The 15,694-nt window shown below is 62.3% G+C and carries 17 protein-coding genes and 1 other RNA gene; 9 read left to right on the top strand and 9 right to left on the bottom strand.

Annotated elements, in window-relative coordinates; translation table 11 throughout:
• The first annotated feature begins 205 nt into the window (after positions 1-205).
• From JIN81_RS15200 to JIN81_RS15190, 3 genes are read left to right on the top strand one after another with little or no spacing between them, the layout of a single operon-like run.
• Positions 206-1,804, top strand: a complete 1,599-nt coding sequence (locus tag JIN81_RS15200) for a peptide ABC transporter substrate-binding protein (protein WP_200281709.1) — start codon at positions 206-208, stop codon at positions 1,802-1,804.
• Between the two features lie 3 nt (positions 1,805-1,807).
• Positions 1,808-2,734 carry an ABC transporter permease gene (locus tag JIN81_RS15195; protein ID WP_200281706.1) on the top strand — a complete coding sequence of 309 codons (927 nt, stop codon included), beginning with the start codon at positions 1,808-1,810 and terminating at the stop codon, positions 2,732-2,734.
• 9 nt (positions 2,735-2,743) lie between these two features.
• Entirely contained in the window at positions 2,744-3,730 is a 987-nt protein-coding gene (locus JIN81_RS15190) for an ABC transporter permease (RefSeq protein ID WP_200281702.1), read from the top strand.
• Between the two features lie 47 nt (positions 3,731-3,777).
• Here JIN81_RS15190 and rnpB read toward each other — a convergent pair.
• Together rnpB and JIN81_RS15180 are read right to left on the bottom strand one after the other, a co-directional pair.
• An RNA gene (gene rnpB, locus JIN81_RS15185) (RNase P RNA component class A) lies at positions 3,778-4,165 on the bottom strand.
• Between the two features lie 149 nt (positions 4,166-4,314).
• The gene (locus tag JIN81_RS15180) at positions 4,315-4,848 is read right to left on the bottom strand and encodes a DUF456 domain-containing protein (protein WP_200281700.1); all 534 of its coding nucleotides are present in this window, start codon (positions 4,846-4,848) and stop codon (positions 4,315-4,317) included.
• Between the two features lie 114 nt (positions 4,849-4,962).
• On the opposite strand from JIN81_RS15180, the gene JIN81_RS15175 reads away from it, so the two are divergent.
• Positions 4,963-5,610, top strand: a complete 648-nt coding sequence (locus tag JIN81_RS15175; RefSeq protein ID WP_200281697.1) for a DUF4230 domain-containing protein — start codon at positions 4,963-4,965, stop codon at positions 5,608-5,610.
• A gap of 243 nt (positions 5,611-5,853) precedes the next feature.
• Here the strand turns inward: JIN81_RS15175 and JIN81_RS15170 are convergent, their stop codons facing one another.
• The 3 genes from JIN81_RS15170 to JIN81_RS15160 form a co-directional block, all read right to left on the bottom strand.
• On the bottom strand, positions 5,854-6,375 hold the full coding sequence (locus tag JIN81_RS15170) for a hypothetical protein (RefSeq protein ID WP_234045013.1): 522 nt from the start codon (positions 6,373-6,375) through the stop codon (positions 5,854-5,856).
• Between the two features lie 209 nt (positions 6,376-6,584).
• Positions 6,585-7,751 (bottom strand): pyridoxal phosphate-dependent aminotransferase, encoded by a 1,167-nt coding sequence (locus JIN81_RS15165; protein WP_200281691.1) that lies wholly within the window; start codon positions 7,749-7,751, stop codon positions 6,585-6,587.
• Positions 7,752-7,898: 147 nt separating this feature from the next.
• Positions 7,899-8,747, bottom strand: a complete 849-nt coding sequence (locus JIN81_RS15160) for a 50S ribosomal protein L11 methyltransferase (RefSeq protein ID WP_200281688.1) — start codon at positions 8,745-8,747, stop codon at positions 7,899-7,901.
• A 180-nt stretch (positions 8,748-8,927) separates the two neighbouring features.
• Between JIN81_RS15160 and JIN81_RS15155 the strand changes: the two genes are divergently transcribed.
• Positions 8,928-9,191 (top strand): large ribosomal subunit protein bL28, encoded by a 264-nt coding sequence (locus JIN81_RS15155; RefSeq protein WP_200281686.1) that lies wholly within the window; start codon positions 8,928-8,930, stop codon positions 9,189-9,191.
• Positions 9,192-9,282: 91 nt separating this feature from the next.
• Here JIN81_RS15155 and JIN81_RS15150 read toward each other — a convergent pair whose 3' ends face one another.
• The 3 genes from JIN81_RS15150 to ruvA are packed head-to-tail and all read right to left on the bottom strand — an operon-like array spanning position 9,283 to position 11,480.
• The gene (locus tag JIN81_RS15150) at positions 9,283-9,615 is read right to left on the bottom strand and encodes a hypothetical protein (protein WP_200281683.1); all 333 of its coding nucleotides are present in this window, start codon (positions 9,613-9,615) and stop codon (positions 9,283-9,285) included.
• Positions 9,616-9,618: 3 nt separating this feature from the next.
• On the bottom strand, positions 9,619-10,890 hold the full coding sequence (locus JIN81_RS15145) for a hypothetical protein (protein ID WP_200281680.1): 1,272 nt from the start codon (positions 10,888-10,890) through the stop codon (positions 9,619-9,621).
• Positions 10,887-11,480, bottom strand: coding sequence for a Holliday junction branch migration protein RuvA (ruvA, locus tag JIN81_RS15140; protein ID WP_200281677.1), 594 nt, complete (start codon positions 11,478-11,480; stop codon positions 10,887-10,889). The genes JIN81_RS15145 and ruvA overlap by 4 nt, the downstream gene beginning before the upstream one ends.
• A 192-nt stretch (positions 11,481-11,672) precedes the next feature.
• Between ruvA and JIN81_RS15135 the strand changes: the two genes are divergently transcribed.
• The 4 genes from JIN81_RS15135 (at position 11,673) to murI (ending at position 14,031) form a co-directional block, all read left to right on the top strand.
• A complete protein-coding gene (locus JIN81_RS15135; RefSeq protein WP_200281673.1) occupies positions 11,673-11,984 on the top strand; it encodes a helix-turn-helix domain-containing protein in 312 nt (103 codons plus the stop codon).
• A 143-nt stretch (positions 11,985-12,127) separates the two neighbouring features.
• Positions 12,128-12,712: a hypothetical protein gene (locus JIN81_RS15130; protein WP_200281671.1), complete on the top strand. Its 585-nt coding sequence runs from the start codon at positions 12,128-12,130 to the stop codon at positions 12,710-12,712.
• A gap of 75 nt (positions 12,713-12,787) precedes the next feature.
• Positions 12,788-13,156: an NADH-quinone oxidoreductase subunit A gene (locus tag JIN81_RS15125; RefSeq protein ID WP_200281668.1), complete on the top strand. Its 369-nt coding sequence runs from the start codon at positions 12,788-12,790 to the stop codon at positions 13,154-13,156.
• Between the two features lie 77 nt (positions 13,157-13,233).
• Positions 13,234-14,031 (top strand): glutamate racemase, encoded by a 798-nt coding sequence (gene murI / locus JIN81_RS15120; protein WP_200281665.1) that lies wholly within the window; start codon positions 13,234-13,236, stop codon positions 14,029-14,031.
• A gap of 40 nt (positions 14,032-14,071) precedes the next feature.
• On the opposite strand, the gene JIN81_RS15115 is transcribed toward murI, so the two are convergent.
• Positions 14,072-15,634, bottom strand: a complete 1,563-nt coding sequence (locus JIN81_RS15115) for an NAD(P)/FAD-dependent oxidoreductase (protein ID WP_200281662.1) — start codon at positions 15,632-15,634, stop codon at positions 14,072-14,074.
• Between the last annotated feature and the right edge of the window lie 60 nt (positions 15,635-15,694).

The following is a 15,694-nucleotide window of genomic DNA, read 5'->3' as shown; positions in this document are numbered from 1 at the left end:
CGGATGAAGTAAGCTTTCAATGGGCGTCAGGCGTAACAGGTAGGCTGGTTCTAGCGATCCGAACCACCCTTGCAAGCCCGCTCCTGCCAAAGCTCACCCTTTGGCAAAAAGAGGCATTTTTGTCCCTTGATCGGCACGAATGCTGATCCTTGTTGATTTTTTTACCTGCCAATCCCCGTTCACGCCGCTAATCCCCCACCAAGCCATGCGCCGACTTCTTCTCTGCCTCACCCTGCCCCTCTCGATCCTGACCTCCTGTCAGAAGGAAACCGAGGTCGCCCGCGCCAACCGCGAAGGCATCTTCCTGATGGGCAACTCGGCGGAGCCGAAGTCGCTCGACCACCAGATGGTCACCGGGGTGCCGGAGAGCAAGTTGGTCGGTGCCCTGTTCGAAGGACTCGTCGGTGACGACGCGGTCGGCGACGACGTCATGCAGCCCGGCGCAGCCGCCTCCTGGAGCAGCAACGAAGACCTCACCGAGTGGACCTTCAAGCTCCAGCCGGAAGGCCGCTGGTCGGACGGCGAACCCGTGACCGCCAACGACTTCGTCTTCTCCTACCGCCGCATGCTCACCCCCGATCTCGCCGCCCCCTACGCCGAGATGCTCTACTTCATCGAGAATGCGGAGGAATTCAACAAGGAGCAGATCACCGATTTCTCCAAGGTCGGCGTCAAGGCCCTCGACGACCTCACGCTCTTCATCAAATTGAAGGAACCGGTCCCCTTCCTTCCCTCGCTCACCCGCCACTACACCTGGTTCCCGGTGCCGAAGCACGTCGTCCTCCAGCACGGCGACATCGCCGACCGCTTCACCGATTGGTCGGAACTCGGCCACATCGTCGGCAACGGCCCGTTCAAATTGATCAAGTGGCGATTCCACGACGTCATCGAAGTCGACCAGAACCCCTACTACTGGGACGCCGCCAATGTCGGCCTCAACGGCATCCGCTTCTTCCCGATCGAGAACCCCTACACCGAGGCCCGCGCCTTCCTCGCCGGTCAGCTGCACACCACCTACACCCTGCCCACGGACCTGATCCGCACGGTGAAGGAGGATTATCCGGAATACCTCCGTCAGGAACCCTACGTCGGCACCACCTTCGTCCGGCTGAATACCACCCGCCCCGCCCTCGATGACGCCCGCGTGCGCCAGGCCCTCTCACTTGCCATCAACCGGCCGCTGCTCTGCGAATTCATCATGGAGGGCTACGCTCCCGCCAAGTCGCTGACCCCGAAGATGGGCAGCTACGAACCGAATCCAGTGCTCGAGTTCAACCCGGAGAAAGCACGCAAGCTGCTCGCCGAGGCGGGCTACCCCGAGGGTGCCGGATTCCCCCGCTACTCCATGCTCATCAGTCGCCCCTCGGCGCGCGCCAGTGCCGAAGCCCTGCAGGCGATGTGGAAGGAACACCTCGGCATCCTCGTCGACATCCAGAACAAGGACTGGGGGTCCTACATCAGCGCCCAGCAGAGCCTCGACTTCGACATGGCATCCGCCGGCTGGATCGGAGACTACCTCGACCCCACCACCTTCCTGAACATGTGGACCGAGGGCAACGGCAACAACAACACCGGCTGGCACGACGCCGAGTTCGAACGCATCCTCGACGAGGCCGCGCAGAAAGCCGAACCGCAGGACCGCCTCGACATGCTCAAGCAGGCCGAGGACATCCTGATGAAGGAACAACCCCTGCTGCCCGTGTCCTGGTATTCCCGCAACTACCTTCTCCAGCCCAACGTCAAGGGTTGGCACCCGCTGCTTCTCGACAACCATCCCTGGAAGGCCCTCAGCCTCGAACCCTGATCCATGTTCCGCTATTTCCTCAACCGATTGGGACAGGGCGTCATCGTCCTGCTCGTCCTGTTCACCATCACCTTCTTCCTGGTTCACGCGCTGCCCGCCGGCCCGTTCCAGACGGAAAAGGCGATCCCCGAGCACATCAAGGAGCGCATGGAGGCCTACTACGGCCTCGATAAGCCACTAGGAGTCCAGTACGTGAAACGCCTCGGCACGCTCGGCACCGCCGACCTCGGTGCCAGCCTCCGGCTGGAAGGGCGCGATGTCAGCGAGATCATCAGCCAGGCCTTCCCCGTTTCGCTGCAGCTCGGACTCGTCGCCATGGGACTCGCCATCTGCATCGGCATTCCGCTCGGGGTGGTCGCCGCGTGGAAGAAGAACACCATCCTCGACTACAGCGCCATGGCCCTGGCAATGATCGGCATCTGCATTCCCGCCTTCGTCATCGGCCCGGTCCTGGCCGACCGCTTCGGCCAGCAATGGCAGGCCCTTCCCGCCATGGGCTGGTCGCCGCTGTCCCCCAGCTATTGGTTGCTTCCCGCCTTCACCCTCGGCCTCGTCAGCGCCGCCTACCTGTCGCGCCTGACCCGCGCCGGCATGCTCGAGACCCTCAATCAGGACTTCGTCCGCACCGCCCGCGCCAAGGGCGTGCCGGAAGGACAGATCCTCGTCCGCCACTGCCTCCGCGGCGGGTTGATTCCCGCCGTCGCCTACATCGGTCCCGCCTTCGCCGGCATCATCTCCGGCTCGCTGGTCATCGAGAGCGTCTTCGCCATTCCCGGCCTCGGCACCCACTTCGTGAAGGCCATCGAGTTTGGCGACGAACCCGTCCTCACCGGGATCGGCCTGCTCTTCGGCATCCTCATCATTCTGGCCAACATCGGCACCGACATCCTCGGTGCCTGGCTCAACCCCCGCCTGCGCAGCTCCCGCTGATCCGTCACGATGTCCCAGACCTCCACCATCTCCGTCGAGAAAGGCGCCTCCCTGTGGGCCGATGCCGCCCACCGTCTGCGTCGCAACCACGCCGCCACCGCCGCGGTGTTCGTGCTCGCCATCATCTTCCTCAGCTGCCTCGTGCTACCATCCATCGATGGGCTCATCCAGGACCCGAATGCCCAGGCACTGCCGAAGAAGAACCAAAGCCCGTCCGGCGAACACTGGTTCGGCACCGACCACCTCGGACGCGACATCTTCTCACGCGTCCTCTACGGCGGCCGGATCTCCATCGCCGTCGGTCTCATCACCACCTTCGTGTCGGTCACCATCGGCATCTGCTGGGGCGCCATCGCCGGCTACCTCCGGGGATTCGTCGATGACCTCATGATGCGGATCGTCGACATCCTCTACGCCATGCCATTCCTGATCGTGGTGATTCTGCTCGGAAAGTCGATCGAACCGATGACCACCGACCTGACCAACAACACCGTGGACCTCTTCGCCGGGGCCGACAGCAGCGTCGCGGAGCAGAATGCCACACGCACCTGGGTCGAACCCATCACCACCCTCGTCCCACTCTTCATCGCCATCGGCGCGCTCTCCTGGTTGACCGTCTCGCGCATCGTCCGTTCGCAGGTGCAGAACATCGCACGCCAGGACTTCATCGAAGCCGCCCGCTCGCTCGGACTCAGCCACTTCACCATCCTCTTCAAGCACATCCTGCCGAACTCGCTCGGCCCGATCATCGTCTACACCACGCTGACCATCCCCGGCATCATGCTCTTCGAAGCCACCCTGTCCTTCCTCGGGCTCGGCGTCCGACCCCCGAACAGCTCATGGGGCATCCTGATCGAAGAAGGGGCCAACCGCATGACCGCCAACCCGTGGCTGCTCTTCTTCCCCTCGCTCTTCTTCGCCGCCACCCTGTTCGCGCTGAACTTCCTCGGTGACGGCCTGCGCGACGCGCTGGACCCGAAGTCTTCAAAGGACTGACCCGGCCCGGAACTCCGGTGGGGATCCACCGGAGCCGGAAGAAAAGGGGCGACCGCTCCCCTGTAAGCCGGATTCTGTTCCTCCCGCCTTTGCGGGATTCGACGATCATTTCTCTTCCCGCCGAAGCGGGAGCCCACCGGAGTGGACTGCGACTAATACCCGGAGATTCAACGGGCGGGCGACCCTTCTCCTGTTCTGTCTTGCACCGCGCGGGGTTTACCGTGCCTCCATTGTTACCTCTGGAGCGGTGAGCTCTTACCTCACCTTTTCACCCTTACCCCGACGAATCAGGGCGGTTTGTTTTCTGCTGCACTTTCCGTCCGGGTTCCTCGCGGAAGCCCGTCCCTCGTTTTCACAAGGCACGCTGCCCTTTGGTGTCCGGACTTTCCTCGACCCGCCTCCGAAGAAACGAACCGCGATCATCCGGGGAGCGGCGCAGGGAAGCTAGCCCCTGACACGCGACTCCGCCAAGCCTAATGAAACGGATCTTCTCTCACCCCCATGCCTTTCCAGCCGAAGGGAGGAATGCTCAATGTCCAGGGATCAGGCGATGCCAGCGACGAAGGACCGCGCCGCCAATCCCCCTACCCGATGAACAAAATGTCCACCAACAACCAGACAATCATCGCCACGCCCACGATCACCTTCACCACCAGGGAGGCGAGCGTTCCCACGGCGGACCCGACCCCCGACACGACCGCCGGCTTGGTCTCCTGCTTGGCAAACCAGGCCTCAAACGCATAGGCCCCGATCAGAGGGCCCAGCAGCAGGCCGAAAGGCATGAAGAACATCCCCACAATGCCGCCGACAAAGGCGCCTCCCGCCCCCCACTTGGTGCCGCCGAACCAGCGCGACCCCGCCGCCCCACTGACAAACTCGAACACTTGGGAGGCGATGAGCAGCAAGGCCAGCACGGTGAACGTCCACCACTCGACACCGGAATTCCCCGGGTAAACCAGGCGATGGAACACCGCTCCCAGCAAAATCACCAGATGCCCGGGGATCACGGGAATGAAACACCCCGCCAATCCGATCAGCAGAAAGCACGCGGTCACGACCCAGGTGCCCGTCGCCCCCAGTTCGTCCCATCCGCCCCAACCGCCGATTGCTTCCCACATGCCGCTCGATTAGCCCGTGCGATCGACGAATGCAATGGTAGGAATGGCCCGGGATTCCAATCACCCCATTGAAAAACCAAGACCGGACCCAACGTTCCGGATCACCAAGCTGTCATGTCAAATCACCCGGAACTCTGGAAAACCCTGCGCTGGATCGCCCTCCTCGCTGCCATGCTGCTGCTCGCCTTGATGGGAGTGAGATTCATGGACCGAAGCGTCAAGGGCACGAGCGACGGCATCGACAAGGTGCTCTCCGCCCTGACCAATGCCGACACTCGCATCACCGAAGGCCGCGCCGAGATCGTCAGCCAGACGGACATCAGCGAGCTGGCCCTCCTCGAGCTCCGGATGTCGGCCACCCGACGATTCGAGAACGATAGCTACGTCCTCAAGTACCTGCCAACCGGCACCAAACATCTCATCGCCCAGGGACACTACCGCATCACCGCCGGCTACAAGCTGGAACCCGGCGTGTCGCTGCGCGTCGAAAACGGCACCCCCATCGCCAGCTTCCCCGAACCGGAAATCCTCGGCGTCGAGCTGATCGACTTCGAGATCCTCAGCGAAAAGGACGGCTGGGCCAATAACATCACCCCGGCCGATCGCGCCACCCTGCTGCGCGAGCTTCGCCAGCAAATGAGGATCGAAGCCGAGAAGAGCGGCGTCCTCGACCTCGTCGAAACCACGCTGGCCACACGCATGCGCGACCTCCTCGCCGCCCAAAGCGTCAAGATCGAGCGCACCGACTCAGAGAGTCCCTGATCGCAATCTACTACGCTTCTGGTGGAAGCGCCACTTCCAGTACCTTCTTGCAATTCCTCATCTGCTGAACCAGCAACCTGAAGAACGGAATCAAGTTTTCAGGGATCATTGCGCACCGATGGAGCGTGACCCTTCTCCATCCATCGCACGTAAGGAGCACGGGCAGGATTACCACACGCCTTACCCCGTCATGGATGGAGAGATCCGACCCACCGATGAAGAGGGATCGCCAACTTGCCCGCCCTATCGATTCTGCTCGATGTCGTGCACTGGCAAAGCATCAGGCGCTTCCGGCGGAAGCACCACTTCGAGTGCCTTCTTGCGGTTCTTCATCTGCAGAACCAGCAGGGTGAAGAACGAGATCATCAGCAGCGACAGCGACAGGATCAGCCCCTCGATGATGGTGGTCGCATACACCGCAAGCATCGGCGGGCTCCCCTCGGTCGGCCCGACCATGGCTCCTCCCCCACCGAGCAACCATTGACCCACCCCATTGACCAGCCCGACCGCCAACATCCCTGCCCACACGTCAGGCACAAAAAGCGCCGCCGCTGTCGGGAGCAGGAAGGGCAAGGACACCAGACTCACCACCAACCGGAATTTCACCCCGATCTTCAAGGCCCGGGAAAGCAGGCTCTCCGGATCGTTGAACAGGCCGTCGATCGAAGTGATCACGGTGTAGGCGACCACGAAGGTAAGAATCGCCAGAAGCATAGCCAGAATCGCCAACGGCTTGGTCGCCATCTGCAGATAGCATGTTGCCACGATGAAACTCGGAAGGGCGTTCACGCTGCAGTGGAGCCCCCAGTAGCGGGCCTGGCTTCGGAGTCTGGATCGATCAAGTGTCATCGGATTTCAGAATGCCGAGCATTCCATGAGCCCGCGATGAAGTCCCGACGAAATTCGAGCGGATCCAGCCGAAAAAACGGCCACCGGGAGACATCCCGATGGCCGTTGAAAGGTTCGCGGTGCGATCAGTGCTCGCGGCAGAACTGCTCGAAGCGGGTCAGACCTTCATTGAGGACGTCGAGCGTCGTGCAGTAGCTCAGGCGCAGACCTTCGTCGTAGCCGAAGGCGATGCCCGGGATCGCGGCGACCCGGTAGCGGGAGAGCAACTTGTCACAGAGGTTCTGTGACTTGATACCGAGCTGACCGGTGTAGACAAAGAAGTAGAACGCCCCCTTCGGCTCGACCACGCGGATGTTGTGAATGCCCTGCAGGCGGGCCATCATGAACTGACGGCGTCCGTCGTACTCCTCGCGCAGATCGCCGAGGAAGTTCTGGTCACCCTGCAGTGCAGCGAGTCCACCGTACTGTGCGAAGGTCGTGGCGTTCGACACCGTGTGGCTCTGGATCTTCGAGATCGCCTGAGCGATCGGCTCCGGAGCCGCGGTGTAACCCAGACGCCAGCCGGTCATCGCGTAGGCCTTCGAGAAGCCGTTCACGGTGATCGTCAGGTTGTAGAGTTCGTCGCTGAGCGAGGCGATCGAGATGTGCTTGGCCTCACCATAGACGAGCTTTTCGTAGATCTCGTCCGAAAGGATCACGATGTCCTCGTAGAGCGCGACCTCACCGATCGCACGAAGTTCCTCTTCCGTGTAAACCGCACCGGTCGGGTTCGATGGCGAGTTGAGGATCACCATCTTGGTCGCAGGCGTCATCGCTTCCTCGAACTGCTCGGCAGTCAGCTTCCAGCCGTCCGATTCCTTGGTTTCGACCATCACCGGCTTGCCGCCGGCCAGACGCACCATCTCCGGATAGCTCACCCAGTAGGGAGTCGGAATGATGACCTCGTCACCCTCTTCCACCATCGCCAGAATGGCGTTGAAGCAGGCCATCTTGGCACCCGCGGTGACACAGATCTGCTTCGGATCGTAGGTGAGCTTGTTGTCGTCGAGAAGTTTGGTGGCGAGGGCTTCCCTCAGTTCGGGGATCCCGCTGGCCGGGGTGTACTTCGTCCGACCTTCCTGCATTGCCACCATGGCCGCAGCCTTGATGTGCTCAGGGGTGTCGATTTCGGGTTCGCCACCGGCAAGTCCGTAGACTTCTTCGCCGCGAGCGGCCATGGCCTTGGCCTGATTGGTCACAGCCAGCGTGAGCGAGGGTTGAACCTGCTGAATTCGGGATGAGATGGAGTCCATAAAGAGCGCAGAGATGGTTGGTATCGATCCGCCGGGAAACGACGACAAACCAGTTCTGTCGCCCATCCCCAGTGGAACGGCGCGCTTTTCTGACCTCCCCCTGCTCGCCGCGCAAGTGAAATGGTGGAACTAAAACAAGGAAGACGGTCAATCCACCAACTCGGCCATCCAACGACCCCGGGCCGTGACCCATTTCCCCTTCTTCACCACCTTCGGAAATCCGAAGCCGTGCCCCGCGGCCTCCTCGAAAACATCCCATGCCTGACTGGCCAGAATCCCGGACAGCACGATGTCGCCACCCGGCTTGAGCAGCTTCGCCAGCACCGGAAAGGCCTGGATCAACACGGTTGAAAAGATGTTCGCCAGCACCACGTCGTAGGTCTTCTCCGGCTTCCACGCGAGCACATCGATTTCCTCGACCACGATGCCCTCCACCCCGTTCCTCGGGCCGTTCCTCTCGGTGACCTTGACCGCAAAAGGATCAAAGTCGCAGGCGAAGACCGGATCCGCTCCGAGTTTCCGCGCCGCGATCGCCAGCAGCCCGGTCCCGCAGCCGAGGTCCGCACAGCTCCAGCCCGGCCCCCGTTCGCGACCAATGTCCACCAGCATCCGCAACACCGTGGACGTGGTGGCGTGGTCGCCAGTGCCGAATGCCATCTCGGGGGGAATACTCAGCACCTCCCGCCCCGCAAACTGCCGCCGCATGTCCGCCAGCTTCGCTTCATCGTCCTCCTGCGTGACGACGAACCGGTCGCGGATCTTCAGCGGAGCCGGGACCTCCACCGGCTTCTGCCAATCCGCGCTCTTCAGCTCACGCACCCGACCGCCGAACTGCTCGACGATCTTCTCCGCGTCCTCCTGAGATTCGCAGAAAACCTCCACACGCACCGTCTTCCCGCCCTTGAGCACATGGACCACGAAGTTCGGGTTCCCATGGAAACGGTCTTCCCACGCGTCAAGCCACTTGGATGCCGAAAGCTTTTCCCATACCCACATGGCCACGGTCTAGCTGCCTGCCCCAGCCATTCCAAGCCCGATCATGCATCCTGCATGGCGCCCCGAGACCCATTCATCAATGATCCTCCGGATCCCTTGGGTAATTGCGCGTTTTGCCTTGACGGTCCTCAGGCCCCGTGCATCCTTCGCCGCCCGTTCACAACGAACCCCTTTTTTATCATGGCCCGCGTCTGCAGTATCCGAGGAAGCCGAGTCCGCTCTGGCGGCATTATCAACCGTTCAGGTCTCGCCAAGAAAAAAGGCGGTATCGGTCGTCACGTCACCAAAGTCGTAAAACGCAAGGTGACTCCCAACATCCAGAGCAAGCGCATCTACGTGCCCGAGCTCGACAAGTGGGTCCGCGTGACACTTTCCTGCCGCGCTCTCAAGACCATCAACAAGAACGGCGCCTACGCGACGCTCAAGAAGGCCGGCCTCATCTGAGCCGCTTCTGACCCAACCTTTCAGAATCAGCCCGGTGGGAATTCCCTCCGGGCTTTTTCGTTTTTCCATTTTTTCGTTGGCGGACGACCCATCATTCGCCGGACGTCCGCTGCAGCCGCCACTTGGCCGGTGCCATTCCCGGCCCCACCAGAACGGACTCCTCACTGCGCAGCGGAAATTCAGGCTGCCAATCCAGATCTTCACGCTTCACCCGGTAGCGCGTCGTCGTCTTGAACAAATGCGAGAAGTGATGGTAGCGCCGATCGCTGCCCAGATACCACAGCGTGCTCATGCTTCCCCCTCCAGTGAGCGGGTTGAGCTCCATCGGTGCCACCACCGGCCCCGCACCGATACTGGGAATCACCCCAGAACAGCCTGACACGCAAAAGGCGACGACCGACAGGAGGCACATCGAGCGCTTCATCGATCAACAAACCGGCACCAGGGCCGCGTCCTTCATCCCGTGGATCTTCTTCTTGTCGACCGGAGCAATCGTCGCCAGACAACCTCCCAACTCGGTCCGACCATCGGCATCGGTAAAGTAATACGGGCACAGACGCACCCGCCCCCGGATGGTTTCCACCGAACCGTCGTCGCGGAAAACCGGGTGCTCGACCACCCGCGTCTCGCGGAATTCCTGCATCATCCACGGCTGCTGGGAAAAGTCGTCCAAGGCGTGGCTCAATCGCTCGGTCCACTCGGCCTTCGGCAGATCATGGCCGATGAACACCCCGCGTGACCCCCACGCCGTTTCGTGGAACCCGCTGATCTTCAGCACGAGCTGGCGTTCCTTCTGACTGAATGCCGCCACCTCGTCCCACGAATGCACTTCCAGCTTCGGCAGCGCCGCCTGCGGTGGCAGTGGCGACGGGTCCACGACCCAGCCCATCGGCACCAGTTCGCGGATGCGCTTCAAGTGACTACCACGGAGCATCGTCTCCCACAGCGGCTTCAGCGCCGGCGTCCACAGCAGGGCCAGCCACAGCTTGTCCTCCAGATGCGGGAGACACGGCGGCGTCAGCCTCGCCCCACCCGTCACCGAGCCCTCGGCGAGCTTGCGGAAAAGCGGCTGGCTCTCCCAGTCGAACCACTCGAAAAACCGATAGACCGCCCGATCACTCTCCTCAAAATCCTCCGCCCGGACGACCTCGCGACCGCCACCCGCCGCCTCCACCAGCCACTCCATCTCATGCTGGTAGTCCGCCGCCTCCTCCGAGACCACCACCACGCCGTCCTCCTCCAGCACCGACCGGAAACCCTTCACGATCCCGTCGGCCTCACCGAGCACGTCGAAACCTGCATCCGCATACAGCCGCGAAAGCCATGCCGTCATCCCCAGCCCACCCGGGACTCCATCGAGCTCGGTGATCGACATCCCCTCCTCCCCGAGCAGCAGATCCGGCCGGATCACCCCGGGCCGATGCCCCAATCGCCCCGCTTCGCGCTGGGTATCCACCATCCACGTCGGCTTTCCGGTATCCAGCAGCTCCGCGATCCACCCCGGCAGCACGCCGCTGGCGCTGCGCCGATACACCTCGTCACAGGCCTGCTGAAATCTCGCCAAGGGATGACCCAGTCCGCGCAGGAACCGCCGCTCGCCCGAAGTCAGCGGCAGCGGTTCCGGGGAATACTGCCACCCACCTTCAAACAACCCTTCCTCAGGAAGCGCCGCACGGATCTGGTCGAGGGTCAAACTCATGACATGGCTCTCAGCGCACCACGGATCAACTCTTCGGTGCTCGCGTCAGGCTGCTCATCCAGCACTTTCCGGACCGCCTTGCGCGCATTGACCTGCTTGTAGCCCAAGGCCACCAACGCCAGCTCCGCATCGGCCGCGCCCGGCTGGACCTCGCCACTGGCAGCACCGCGCCACGTTTCCGCCACCCCCACCTTGTCCTTCAGCTCCAGCACGATCCGCTCCGCGGTCTTCTTGCCCAAGCCCTTGATCTTCGACAGCTCCGCGACCTCACCGCCCACCACACAGGACTTGAAGCGCTCCACCGGCATCCCACTGAGCACCGCCATCGCCACCGCCGGCCCGATCCCGCTCACGCGATCGATCAGCAACAAAAAGACATCCCTTTCCTCCTCACTCGCAAACCCGTAGAGCGCCTGACTCCGGTCCGTGATGTGATGGTAGGTCCGCAGTTCCAGATCCGCCCCTTCCACCGGATTCAGCCGGTCAAAGCTCGAAAGTGGCACCGCCACCTCGTAGCCCACTCCCCCCACATCCATCACCAAGCGATTTGGGTAACATTCCCATACTTTTCCCCGCAGCCGGACAATCATCGAAAGTCAGAGTGCCGAGCCCACGCCCGCCGTCAATGCCCTTCACCCCGAATCTCAGCATCCTGGGGACCCTCGTTCTAACTATTTCGGACATATTAACTATTTTAACTTGCAAATTATTTTCTGCATTTTTTACTCGATGCCTTTTTTTGAGTCGCTTTTGTGACAGGTTGCTGCTATTCTTTCGGCGCTATGGCAACCACCACGAAACGCACCCGGTTTTCACGCCGGCTTCCAGACCACGTTACAGATGAGCTTTGCAATGTTCTCGCGGAAGACAAGGTGTTCGGTTTCAACGACCTGTTCGAACGCGTGTTCGAAAACCTGAAGCTCCGCAATGCCGTCAGTGGCGGCGAGGAAATGCTTCGCCTCCGCGCCTACGAGAAACTTCAAAATCTCGTGACTCGCGGTCTGGTCGAAAAGATCGGCAAAGAATACAAAGGTACTGATCGCGTCCACGAAGCTTCCAGCGAGTGGCTCGCACAACAGCAGCAAGAGGACTGATTCCTCCGAAAAAATTTCCCTGAACCACAGCCCGCGCCGGTCACCCCGGCGCGGGCTTTTTCGTGCCCTCACGTGCCCTCACCCAGCCTTGCCCCCCACGGGAGTCGCACCTTCAATGGCCCCTGCTACCGCTTCAGCACCCGATGGACTCCACCAACCCGTATGCTCCGCCCAAGGTTCAGGACTCCGTGGCGTCCCTCGACCTGCCCACCGCGGGATGCTCGGCAGACGATCGCTACCTCTACCTCACCCACGGAGCCACTCTACCGGACCGCTGCGCCGTCACCAATCAACCGCTGGAAGGGGGAGACCGCGTCTTTTCCCGTAAGTTCATCTACACGCCCCCGTGGGTCTACCTGCTCCTCTTCGTCCACCTTCTGGTGATGATCATCGTCGCCATCGCCGTTCGCAAAAGCGCGACCGCCACCTACTGGCTCAGCGAGGGCATCCGCCGGCGCTACGTCAGACGCCGCGGGTCCGCGCTCGGCCTGATCGGTGTCGCCGCCCTTGGGATCTTCGCCGCCACCCGCCTGCAGGACTCGGATTGGGTCATCGGCCTCGTGATGCTCGGCTTCATCCTCATTCTCCTCGCCCTGATCGGTCTCATGCTTGCGACACCGCTCAAGGTCCGGGGCTACAAGCGTGGCACCTTCCGGATCTCGGGATGCTCACCCGACTTTCTCGCCAGCCTCCCCCGCGGTGGCTACCCGCCAAAACAAAAACTCTAGCCCGACCATCCGCCACCCCATGACTTTTCGCGCTTGGCAGTCTCCCGCTCCCCACCTAGGAAAGCCCCGTCCCGCATGAACGAGCAGTTTTTTCCCGTCTTCCTCCAGATCGTCATCGCGATCGGATTTGCCGCCGTGGCTCTCACCCTGAGCGTCGTGCTCGGCAAGTCCGCCCGCCGCAGCGAGATCAAGGATACAGCCTACGAATGCGGCATGCTCCCCGTCGGTGACGGTGCCCCGCGCTTCTCCGTGAAGTTCTACCTGATCGCGATGCTCTTCGTGATCTTCGATATCGAGGTGGTTTTCATGTATCCATGGGCCGTCCAGTTCCGCGACTTGGTTTCCGAAAGTGCCACCGCTCTGGTCAGCATGGCTGGCTTCGCCGGCACCCTCGCTTTCGCCTACGTGTATGCCCTACGTAAGGGCGCACTGAGCTGGAAATAAGCACGCGGGAAGGCGGCCCACCTCCGCGTTCCACATTTGTCTGGCCTACGGACTCTTCTCTCTGGTCTCCTCCGACCATGCGCAACGCGCCCTTGGGCTTCTTTGATTCCGGAGTCGGCGGCCTGACGGTCGTCCGGGCTGCCAGGACACTCTTGCCCCACGAGGACATCGTCTATCTCGGCGATACCGCGCGCGTCCCCTACGGCTCGAAAAGCCCGGAAACCATCCGTCGCTTCGCCGCCGAGGATGTGCAGTTCCTCCTCACCCAAGGAGTCAAAGCCATCGTCGTCGCGTGCAACACCGCGACCGCCCACGCCCTGCCGATGCTTCGCGAAACCTTCCGCGTGCCCATCCTTGGCGTGATCGAACCAGGCGTCGATGCCCTACTGTCGGATGGCCAGGTCGACCGCATCGGCATCATTGCCACCCGGGGCACCATCCGCTCCCACGCCTACCAGCACGCCCTCGCCCAGCGCCGGACCGGGCTCATCATCCATGCGAAATCCGCCCCCTTGCTCGCGCCCATGATCGAGGAGGACTGGCTGGACCACCCCGCTACCGAGGCGGCCCTGAAGACCTACCTCGACCCCATGGTCGACAAGGGACTGGATGCCCTGCTGCTTGCCTGCACCCATTACCCGCTGCTCATTCCGACCCTGAAGAAATTTCTTCCCGCCGACATCCGACTGGTCGATTCCGCCACCACCTGCGCCGAGCATCTGAAGCAGGAACTGACCCGCCTTGATCTGCTGAATCCCGCCACCTCTCCCGGCAGCCTTTCCATCCACCTCAGCGACCTCTCGGAGGAATTCGAGGCCCTGGCCCGTCGCTTCCTCGACGAAGACCCCGGCCGCATCCAACGCGCCGTGCTTTGACCCTCAGAAGCACCCCCCTTCCGGGCCGCTCCATCCGGCCCTACCCCTTCACCGCCTCCGCGACCCGCATGCCATCCAGCGCGGCACTCACGATGCCCCCGGCATAGCCCGCCCCTTCACCACAGGGGAACAATCCACGCAGCTCAGGATGCTCGAGCGATTCCTTCTCGCGTGGCACACGCAGTGGTGAACTCGTCCTTGTCTCGAATCCCAGAAGCAGCGCCTCCCGACCCGCATATCCGCGGATCCGACGGTCAAACAAGCGCAGCCCTTCCTGCATCCGACCGACCACTCCCTTCGGCATGATCTCATGCAGAGGAGCCGACTTCGCACCCGGAAAGTAGCTCATCTCGGGAAGATCCGGCGACACCTTCCCCTTGAGAAAGTCCGCGACCCGCTGGCCGGGGGCCACCTGCCCGCCGCCGCCCGCCTGCTTCGCCGCCACCTCCATGGCTTTCTGATAGGCAATGCCGGCCAGAATCCCATGCTCGTCCTCGAACGACTTCACATCCGCCGGTTCCACCGTGACCACCAGGCCTGAGTTCGCGAACGGCGAATCGCGCCGCGACAAGCTCATGCCATTGACCACCACCTCGTCATTCTCCGTCGCGGCGGGCACGATCCACCCCCCCGGACACATGCAGAAGGAATGCACCCCACGATCCCGGATCTTCGTCGCCAGTCCATACCTCGCCGCAGGGAGCAGATCCGACCGGGTCTCGCCCTTGCGCAGGTGATACTGCTGGTGGTCGATGAATGGCTGCGGGTGCTCGATCCGAACGCCCACCGCAAACGGCTTCGGCTCCATCAGGACCGACTCCCTCGCCAGCATCTGATAGATGTCCCTCGCACTGTGTCCCGTCGCCAGGATGACGGCGTCGCCGGGAAATTCTCGTCCATCCGTAGTACTGACACCCCGTAGCACGCCCTCGCCGTCCCTCAGCAAGCCGGACACCTTTGCCTGGAAATGAACCTCGCCCCCGGCCTCGAGGATCGAGCGACGCATTGCCATCACCACATTCGGCAACAGGTTGGAACCGATGTGCGGATGAGCGTCGATCAGAATCCGCTGCGGCGCACCGTGGGCCACCAGGGTTTCATAGACCTTCCTCACCGGGCCGCGCTTCGCCGCGCGCGTGTAGAGCTTCCCATCCGAAAACGTCCCGGCTCCGCCCTCACCAAAGCAGTAGTTCGAATCCTCGATCACCGTGCCCTTGCGCAGGATCGGCGCGAGGTCGAAGCGCCGGGCACTGGCATCCTTGCCCCGCTCCAACACGATCGGCTTCATGCCAAGTTCAAGACAACGCAGCGCCGCGAACATCCCCGCCGGTCCGCAGCCGACAATCACCACCTCCTTCGCACCCTGTGGAAGACGCGGCGCCTCCCACGTCGGATCGACGGCTGGCGGCAGACTTTGGTCGACCCCGACCTCAAGGCGCAACTGCACCTTGATCGGTCGCTTGCGCGCATCGATCGAATGCTTGACCAAGCGCGTCTCGACCACCCGCTTCTCGGGAATCCCGAGACGCTTCGCTGCCGCACGTTTCCACGCTGCGGCGTCCTCGGAAGCCTCAAGCGGCAGAATGACATCGACGATTTCCACAGCGCAGGCTCATCCAGAATACCCCCGATGAGCAACCGCGATTCGAAGGAATCAGCTCCA

Origin of the sequence: Haloferula rosea (genome assembly GCF_016595525.1) — a bacterium.
Classification (GTDB): domain Bacteria; phylum Verrucomicrobiota; class Verrucomicrobiia; order Verrucomicrobiales; family Akkermansiaceae; genus Haloferula; species Haloferula rosea.
This window is presented reverse-complemented; position numbering and strand designations above follow the sequence as displayed.